Here is an 8,164-nt window from a genome sequence, read left to right as displayed (position 1 = left end):
GTGATCGCGAAAACACTCCACCAGGCCTAGCTCGTGCTCGGTTTCGCGCACCAGCCCGCCCAGAGTGATCTCTTCGGGGGGGCGGTTGAGCAGCAGCCCCCCGTTCTTGCCGCGAATGGTGGTGATATAGCCTCTATGGCTGAGATCCTGGACCACCTTCATCAGATGATTGCGCGAGATACCGAAACTTTCTGCGATCTCATGAATGGTGGACCGCTCCTCGCCTTTGACGGCGAGGTAGAGCAGAACGCGCAGCGCATAGTCGGTATAACGAGTCAGATGCATGAAAGTTCGGCCTGTCTTGATGAGCATCAATTGAAGTGCGCTAAAACCTTCTTATCATATCACTGCTTTCAAGCAGGCATTCTTCGCGCAAGGGTGTGGCATCGGGTCGCGTCACCAGGAAGGTGGCCACGCAGCAAAAAATTGCCGCTGTCACGCCCATGACCATGCCCGGTGCACCCCCCAGCCATAATACCAGCCAGCTCAGGACCAGCAGAGCGACGGCGAGCTGCTTGGTGCGGCGAGGAATGGCCCTCTGTTCCCGCCAGGCATGTAGCGATGGTCCCAGGCGGGGATGCTGCCACAGCCAGCGTGCCAACCGCGGCGAGCCTTTCGGCGCAGCCCAGGCGGCGACCAGCAAAAATGGCGTTGTCGGCAACAGTGGTACCACCAGCCCGGCGGTGCCCAGGCCGATAGCGCCGTAGGCAAGCACGCGCCAGCCAAGGCGCGACAGTGAATTTCGCATGGCAACCTCGCTCATTCTCGTACCACGGTTTCCCGTGATCGAACTAAGTAGTATTTTATATGCATGTTTAAAAATTTTGCAAAGCCTATGCTTTCGTCAATGCCGGAAGCGGCACAGCAGCGACTCCCCGCCTGGCGCTGGCTGTTTCCGCTGGCGGCCCTGCATGCCGCTCTGACGGTGCCGCTCTCGTTGCTGGCGCTTTATCACGGCTGGGCGACAGTGCAACTGGCGACACCTGCCGCCCATGCGCGGGAAATGCTGTTCGGTTTTGCTTTGGCTGTGATTGCCGGCTACCTGCTGGGGCCGGTGCCGCGGCGACATCTGGCTCTGCTGGTACTCCTATGGTTGGTAGGCCGGTTAGGCGTGCTGGCGTGGCCGGGTGCTCTGCTGGCCTCGTTGGCCGACGCGGCCTTCGCGCTTTGGGTGGCAGCACGCCTGGTGCCGCGCTTCCTTGCCGCCAAGAAATGGCGCAACCGGCTGTTGTCTCCCTTGCTGGGCATGATCTGCATGCTGGCAGTGGTGACCCTGACGTGGCGCTACCTGGATGGCATGCCGACCACGGCACCGCTGATGCATCAAAGCGTTCTATGGTTGGTATTGTTGATGACCTTCATGGGCGGGCGGGTCATCGCTCCGGCGGTCAATGGCTACTCGATGCGTGAATTTCGAGTGCCCGGCAGCGGTGTGCAGCCACGCCTGGAGGCAGCGCTGATCCTGCTGCTTGGGCTGGCGCCCTTCATCATGTTGCTGGACATGTTGCAGCCGTTGGCTGCCTTGCTGGTGCTGGCAGCTAGCCTGCTGGTGCTCTATCGCATCTGGAGCTGGGCGCCGCTGCGCTGTCGCCTGCGGCCTGACTTGCAGGTGCTGATGCTGGGCTACGCCTGGATTGCCATCGGCCTCGTGCTGCTGGCACGCAGCTGGTGGGCACCTCTTCTGCATGCCAGCACGGCGCTGCACGCCTTTACGGTGGGGGCGCTGGGCACCCTGGCCAGCGGCATCATGCTGCGCCATGCCATTTTGCGGGCGAGACAGCACCCCGAGCGGGAGTGGGTCTGGCTGCCGCTGGCCGGTCTGTTCGCTGTGTCCGCCGTGCTGCGCCTGTGGGCGATCGGAGCCGGCAGCGCTTGGCTCGCGTTGCTATGGGGCTCGGCCTTGGCCTGGAGCCTGGGCTGGCTGCTGGTCGCCTGGCGTCTGACGATGTGGATAGCGCTTGCGGACAGGGCGGCTGTCGCAGCGCGAGCGGGCAAACTTGACTCGGGACAAGAGAGCGGCGAGCTGTCGAGACGACGCCGCTAGCCGATGTCATACTCTCGGGCATTGGGCATGGCGCGCACCATGCCGAGGTTTCAAGAGGCTTTTATCGATCATGCATGACGATCTGTTGTTCAATCGCCCGCTGGTGGAAAAGTACGACCGCCCCGGGCCGCGCTATACCTCCTACCCGACCGCGCCCCAATTCCATGCGGCCTTCGCCGAGGACGACTACCGCGCCGCTGCCGAGCGCAGCAATCGCGTTTCATCGCCCAAGCCCCTGTCGGTCTACGTGCACATCCCGTTCTGCAAGAGCCTGTGCTACTACTGCGCCTGCAACAAGATCATCACCCACAACACTGAGCGCGCTGCCGAGTACCTGGGCTGGCTGAAGGAGGAAATCGGGGTACAGGGGGCACTTTTCGACGAGACGCGGCGCATGACCCAGCTGCATCTGGGCGGCGGCACGCCCACCTACCTGAGCAACGCCCAGCTCGGTGAATTGATGGCGGCGCTCGACGAGGCGTTCCATTTCGCTCCGGCGGAAGAGCGCGAGTTCTCTCTCGAGGTGGACCCGCGTACGGTCACCCCCGAGCAGATCCACGAGCTCCATGACCTTGGATTCAACCGGCTGAGCTTCGGTGTGCAGGACTTCGACGAAGAGGTGCAGAAGGCCGTCAATCGCGTGCAGAGCGAGGCACAGGTAATCGAGCTGGTGGCCGCGGCACGCGAAGCCGGCTTCCAGTCGGTCAGCGTGGATCTGATTTACGGCTTGCCGCTACAAACGGTGGCAAGCTTCGATACCACTCTTGCCAAGATCATTGCGCTGCGCCCCGACCGTATTGCCGCCTACAGCTACGCCCACCTGCCGGACCTGTTCAAGGCTCAGCGGCTGATTCGTCCCGAGGACATGCCGCCGCCGGAGCGCAAGCTGGAGCTGCTCGAGCTGACCATTCGCCGCCTGACCGCAGCCGGCTACGTCTACATCGGCATGGATCACTTCGCACTGCCCGACGACGAACTGACCCTGGCCAAGGAGAACGGTACCCTGCAGCGCAACTTCCAGGGTTACTCCACCCATGCCGATTGCGACATGATCGGCCTGGGCATCACCTCCATCGGCAAGGTAGGCGACAGCTACAGCCAGAGCGTCAAGGAGACTGCCCAGTACCAGGCGCGGCTCGAGGCGGGGCGGCTGCCGGTGATGCGCGGCTATCGCCTCAACGACGACGACCGCCTGCGCCGCGACGTGATCAACGCCCTGATGTGCCACGGGAAGATCGATTTCGCCGATATCGAAGTACGCCACGATATCGTCTTTCGCGACTATTTTGCCGATGCCCTTGGTCAGCTCGAGGAGATGCAGGCCGATGGCCTGCTGTCGATACGCGAGGGAGAGATCGAAGTGCTGCCCGCCGGGCGCCTCATGATGCGTAACATGGCGATGGCCTTCGATGCCTACCTCAAGCCCAATGAGGGGCGTTTTTCACGTACCGTCTAATCTACCCACCGAAATACAACGGCGCCCCGCGGGGCGCCGTTTGCGTTTCGGCAGGTGTGCTTAGGAAGCGTTTCCTCAACCGGCCCGTTCAAACAGCAGATTATTCTCCAGATGAATGTGCTCCATCAGGTCCTCGCGGAACTCGCGCAGGCCGGTGTAGAGCGCTCGCCAGGTGGTACAGGCGCCCTTGGGTGGGGTGATGTCGTCGGTGAGCAGCATTACCTGCTCCAGGTTCTCGCCATGGTCGTCGTGCTCCTGGCGCATCACCGCGATCGGCCCCTGGGCCTGGGCGCCCATGCCGCTACGCAGCATGGGGAAGAGGATCTGCTCCTCTTTCTGCATGTGGCTCTCCATCTCCTGATGAATGTCCATCAGCAGATCGGCAAGGCCATTGGGGCAACTCTCGCGCTCGCCGTGTACCTGCTCCACGCGTCGCGCCATGCGGATCAGCTCGGGCAGCTGAGCGCGATGCACGTCGTGATAGCGCGTGAGGATATGATCGATCAGCTCGTCGTTGCTGGCCTCGCGCCAGTCGCGCTGCTCGCCGCTAGCGGCCGGCAGCGCCTCGAGTTCGGCGATCAGCCTGTCGATTTGCAGGCCGGCACGTTCGGCAGCCTGGCGCAGGCTGATGCGTCCGCCGCAGCAGAAGTCGATGTTGTGAGCGTGAAAGATCCGAGTGGCACCGGGCAGTGACAGGGCGATACGGCCTACGGTCTGTTCGAGCAGGTTCATGCGGTTGCCTCTGAAAGGATGTGTCAATCTCATACAGCAAGCGCCGTGCCAGTTTTATTCTGCTTTTATTTCAAAGTATTGTGCTTTTAATGGTGAAAATAACCTTGAGGTGATAGGGTTCTAATTACCATTTAAAGGTAAATTTCACCATGCTTGACGATTCCCTGCTGGCCGATCTATCGGCCGATTTGCCCAGTGCGGTGCGCCTGCAGCGCTTGGTGCGTACCCTGCGCGAGGGCTTTCGCTGTGGCGCGGTGTGCCTGTTGCGCTTGCAGGAGGGCATGCTGGTACCGGTAGCGGTGGAGGGGCTGGTGCGCGAGGCGCTGGGTCGCCGCTTCGACGTGGCGCGGCACCCGCGCCTGGCGACCATTCTGACAAGCCGCCGCGCTACGCGGTTTCCACCGGACTCGACCCTGCCCGATCCCTACGACGGCCTGGTCGAGCAGCAGCCGGGGGAGCCGCTGCACGTTCACGACTGCATGGGCATCAGCCTGCACGTCGAAGGGGAGCCATGGGGCGTGCTGACCCTGGACGCCCTGGTGGCCGGCACCTTCGACGAGGGCTCGCAAACGTCGCTGGAGCGCTATGCGCTGCTCGTCGAGGCTGCCGTACGCGTATCGCGCATGGAGCAGGAGGTGCGTGCGCTGCGCATGGCGCCCCATGGAACGGTCACGCCTCCCAAGCCGGGGGACGGGGGGGAAATTCTCGGTCATAGCGCCGAACTGCAGCGGCTTTTGCGCGAGCTCGACGTCGTCGCCGATTCGGATCTGCCGGTACTGCTCAGCGGCGAGACCGGTGTCGGCAAGGAGCTCTTTGCATGGCGCCTGCACCAGCGTTCCCCGCGCCGCAAACGGCCGCTGGTGCAGGTCAACTGCGCCGCCCTGCCGGAAACCCTGGCCGAAAGCGAGCTGTTCGGCCACGTCAAAGGGGCGTTCTCCGGCGCCTCGGCAGATCGTGCAGGACGCTTCGAAGCCGCCGAAGGCGGCAGCCTGTTCCTCGACGAGGTGGGCGAACTGCCGCTCACGATTCAGGCCAAGCTGCTGCGTGCCTTGCAGAATGGTGAAGTCCAGCGTCTGGGTGAAGATACCCCGCGGCGGGTCGATGTGCGCATCATCGCCGCCACCAACCGGCAGCTGGCCGACGGAGTGCGTGACGGTCACTTCCGCGCCGACCTCTACCATCGCCTGTCGGTCTACCCGGTCCTCATCCCACCGCTGCGGGAGCGCGGCAGCGACGTGCTGGTGCTGGCCGGGCATTTCCTCGAGATCAACCGTGCGCGACTCGGCGTGCGCAGCCTGAGACTGTCCTCGGCGGCAGAGGCGGCTCTGCTGGCCTATCGCTGGCCGGGCAATATCCGCGAGCTGGAGCACGTGATCAGCCGGGCGGCGATCAAGGCGCTTGGCCATGGCGCCCGACGCGACGATATCGTCACGCTTCAGCCCGAATGGCTCGACTTGCCCCATGGACAACCGTTGAACGCCACGCCAGGCAAGGCAAGCAAGGCGGAAACGGTCGATGAGGTTGAGCAGCCACTGCGCGACCAGGTCGAATTCGCCCAGCGTCAGGCCATTCGCAGTGCGCTGGCGGCATGCAACGACAGCTGGGCGAAAGCGGCTCGCCGGCTCGCCGTGGACCCCAGCAATCTACACAAACTGGCCCGCCGCTTGGGGATCAAATAGTTACCGCAATGCAAGAGGGGAAACGTTAAAAACCCCCATATATGGTGCTTGATTCGATCGGCCTGGCTATATATGGTGGTCGAGGTCCCGCTCAGGGGGCATTGCAACAGGCTTGACGCATATCAGTACAGGCAGGCGGCGTCGAGCTTAGGATGGACGGTTTCGTGGCCCTGTGGCCGCGCCGAATCCACTGGTTCGCTCCACCGGAGAGTCACTATGTTTCCGCTGCTCCTGTCGCGTTTGCCGCGTCCGCCCTTACCGACTCACCTGATTCGCGCCATCGACCCCCGCGTGCCGCTGAGGGTAAAGCGCCAACTGATCGAGCCGCTGCTCAATCGCACCTTCGCCGAGCCCTTGGCCGAGGGCGAGTTCGATGCGCTCGAAGGTCGCCGTATCTCGCTACATATCGAGGATCTCGGTGTGGCGCTGACACTCACCCTCGAAGGGGAGCGCTTCCGGCTCACCCAGGAGATGGGCGAGGCGACCATTCGCGGCGGCTGGCGCGAGTTTCTGTGTTTGGCGACTCGGCGTGAGGACCCCGACGCGCTGTTCTTCCAGCGGCGGCTGGTAATCGAGGGCGACACCGAGCTCGGCCTGATGGTCAAGAACCTGCTGGACAGCCGTGAGGAAGGGCTGGCGCAGGGCCGCCTCGGCGAGTGGTTGGTGCGCTTCGAGCGCATGGCGCGCCACTGACGTTGAACGATTCGACTTTTTGACCCTTACTGGAGAGATCCCTGTATGAGCACTTCCACCAAGGCCGTCAAGACATCTCACGAGGTGCCTATGCAAGCGCCCTCACGCGATATCTGGGACTCCAAGTATCGTCTCAAGGATCGTCATGGCCGGCCCGTCGACAAGGATGTGGCAGCGACCTGGGATCGCGTTGCGCGGGCCCTGGCGGCGGTGGAGGGCGACCGGGCCGAGGAGTGGCTGCCCAAGTTCCGCTGGGCGCTGGAGAATGGCGCCATCCCGGCCGGCCGCATCATGTCCAACGCCGGTGCCGAAGACTACAAACCCGCCGTCAGCCTGATCAACTGTACCGTTTCGCGCACCATCCGCGACTCCATGCACGACATCCTCTCCTCGGTGGTGGATGCCGGCATGACCCTCAAGGCGGGCTGCGGCATCGGCTACGAGTTTTCCACCCTGCGCCACAAGGGCGCCTTCGTGTTCGGCGCCGGTGCCGGCACCAACGGCCCGCTGGCGTTCATGGATATCTACGACAAGATGTGCTTCACGGTGGCCTCGGCGGGCGGCCGTCGCGGCGCCCAGATGGGCACTTTCGACGTCGGCCACCCCGATGTGCGCAGCTTCATCGAGGCCAAGCGCGAAGCCGGCCGGCTGCGCCAGTTCAACCTCTCGCTGCTGATCACCGACGAGTTCATGGAAGCGGTGAAGCAGGACGCCGACTGGCCGCTGGCCTTCCCGCTGCACGCCGGCGAGAAGGAGGACGTCAAGCCCGAGGACCTGATCTACCGCGACTGGCCGGTGGTCGAGGACGCCTACAGCGTCGATGCCGAGGGTCGCGTGGCCTGCCGCATCGTCGAGGTGATCAAGGCCCGCGAGCTGTGGGACACCATCATGCGCTCCACCTATGACTTTGCCGAACCGGGCTTCATCCTGATCGACCAGGTCAACCGCATGAACAACAACTGGTTCTGCGAGGAGGTTCGTGCCACCAACCCCTGCGGCGAGCAGCCCCTGCCGCCGGAAGGTGCCTGCCTGCTGGGCTCGGTCAACCTGACCCGCTTCGTCATCGACCCCTTCGGCAAGAAGCCGCGCTTCGACTGGGAGCGCTATCGCCAGGTGGTGGCGATCTTCACCCGCATGCTCGATAACGTGGTGGAGATCAGCGGCCTGCCGCTCGAGGGCCAGCGCCGTGAGATCGAGGCCAAGCGTCGTCATGGCATGGGTTTCCTCGGCCTCGGCTCGACCCTGACCATGCTCAAGATCCCCTATGGTTCGGCGGAGTCGCTGGCGTTCACCGAGGAGGTCAGCCGCAACCTGGCCATCGAAGGGTGGCGGCAGGCGCTGGAGCTCTCGCGTGAGAAAGGCATGGCGCCGATCCTTGCCGAGGACTTCGAGATCACGCCGAAGATGCTGCGCGAGCGCCCGGAGCTGGCGAAGGACGGCTACGAGATCGGCGACAAGGTGCCCGGGCGCATCCTGCACGCGCGCTACAGCCGCTACATGCAGAAGGTCGCCGAGGTGGAGCCGGAGCTGGTCGCGGCACTGGCCGAGCACGGTGCACGC

At 63.8% G+C, this 8,164-nt stretch carries 8 protein-coding genes; 5 read left to right on the top strand and 3 right to left on the bottom strand.

Annotated elements, in window-relative coordinates; translation table 11 throughout:
* Positions 1–285: RrF2 family transcriptional regulator (locus AC2VNO_RS12295; RefSeq protein ID WP_486934383.1), on the bottom strand; the 285-nt coding region annotated here is incomplete at its 3' end.
* Positions 286–325: 40 nt separating this feature from the next.
* Entirely contained in the window at positions 326–748 is a 423-nt protein-coding gene (locus tag AC2VNO_RS12290) for a YbaN family protein (protein WP_486934382.1), read from the bottom strand.
* 87 nt (positions 749–835) lie between these two features.
* On the opposite strand from AC2VNO_RS12290, the gene AC2VNO_RS12285 reads away from it, so the two are divergent.
* Together AC2VNO_RS12285 and hemN are read left to right on the top strand one after the other, a co-directional pair.
* Positions 836–2,044 carry an NnrS family protein gene (locus tag AC2VNO_RS12285; protein WP_486934381.1) on the top strand — a complete coding sequence of 403 codons (1,209 nt, stop codon included), beginning with the start codon at positions 836–838 and terminating at the stop codon, positions 2,042–2,044.
* Between the two features lie 70 nt (positions 2,045–2,114).
* Entirely contained in the window at positions 2,115–3,500 is a 1,386-nt protein-coding gene (hemN, locus tag AC2VNO_RS12280; protein ID WP_486934380.1) for an oxygen-independent coproporphyrinogen III oxidase, read from the top strand.
* Positions 3,501–3,575: 75 nt separating this feature from the next.
* Here hemN and ytfE read toward each other — a convergent pair whose 3' ends face one another.
* Positions 3,576–4,232 carry an iron-sulfur cluster repair protein YtfE gene (gene ytfE, locus AC2VNO_RS12275; protein ID WP_486934379.1) on the bottom strand — a complete coding sequence of 219 codons (657 nt, stop codon included), beginning with the start codon at positions 4,230–4,232 and terminating at the stop codon, positions 3,576–3,578.
* A 149-nt stretch (positions 4,233–4,381) separates the two neighbouring features.
* Between ytfE and norR the strand changes: the two genes are divergently transcribed.
* The 3 genes from norR to AC2VNO_RS12260 all read left to right on the top strand — a co-directional run.
* Positions 4,382–5,911 carry a nitric oxide reductase transcriptional regulator NorR gene (norR, locus tag AC2VNO_RS12270; RefSeq protein WP_486934378.1) on the top strand — a complete coding sequence of 510 codons (1,530 nt, stop codon included), beginning with the start codon at positions 4,382–4,384 and terminating at the stop codon, positions 5,909–5,911.
* 216 nt (positions 5,912–6,127) lie between these two features.
* Positions 6,128–6,604, top strand: a complete 477-nt coding sequence (ubiT, locus tag AC2VNO_RS12265; protein WP_486934377.1) for a ubiquinone anaerobic biosynthesis accessory factor UbiT — start codon at positions 6,128–6,130, stop codon at positions 6,602–6,604.
* A gap of 45 nt (positions 6,605–6,649) precedes the next feature.
* A partial coding sequence (locus AC2VNO_RS12260) for a ribonucleotide reductase N-terminal alpha domain-containing protein (protein WP_486934376.1) occupies positions 6,650–8,164 on the top strand: 1,515 nt, incomplete at its 3' end.

Source organism: Halomonas sp. TH-94, from assembly GCF_057473365.1.
Note: the sequence above shows the minus strand (reverse complement) of the source record. Positions and strands in the feature narration are given on the sequence as shown.

What these genes read in the sequence shown, in the direction of transcription:
- hemN (WP_486934380.1), top strand. Translation starts at nt 2,115, where the DNA reads ATGCATGACGATCTGTTGTTCAATCGCCCGCTGGTGGAAAAGTACGAC.
- ubiT (WP_486934377.1), top strand. Translation starts at nt 6,128, where the DNA reads ATGTTTCCGCTGCTCCTGTCGCGTTTGCCGCGTCCGCCCTTACCGACT.
- AC2VNO_RS12285 (WP_486934381.1), top strand. Translation starts at nt 836, where the DNA reads ATGCTTTCGTCAATGCCGGAAGCGGCACAGCAGCGACTCCCCGCCTGG.
- AC2VNO_RS12290 (WP_486934382.1), bottom strand. Translation starts at nt 748, where the DNA reads ATGCGAAATTCACTGTCGCGCCTTGGCTGGCGCGTGCTTGCCTACGGC.
- ytfE (WP_486934379.1), bottom strand. Translation starts at nt 4,232, where the DNA reads ATGAACCTGCTCGAACAGACCGTAGGCCGTATCGCCCTGTCACTGCCC.
- norR (WP_486934378.1), top strand. Translation starts at nt 4,382, where the DNA reads ATGCTTGACGATTCCCTGCTGGCCGATCTATCGGCCGATTTGCCCAGT.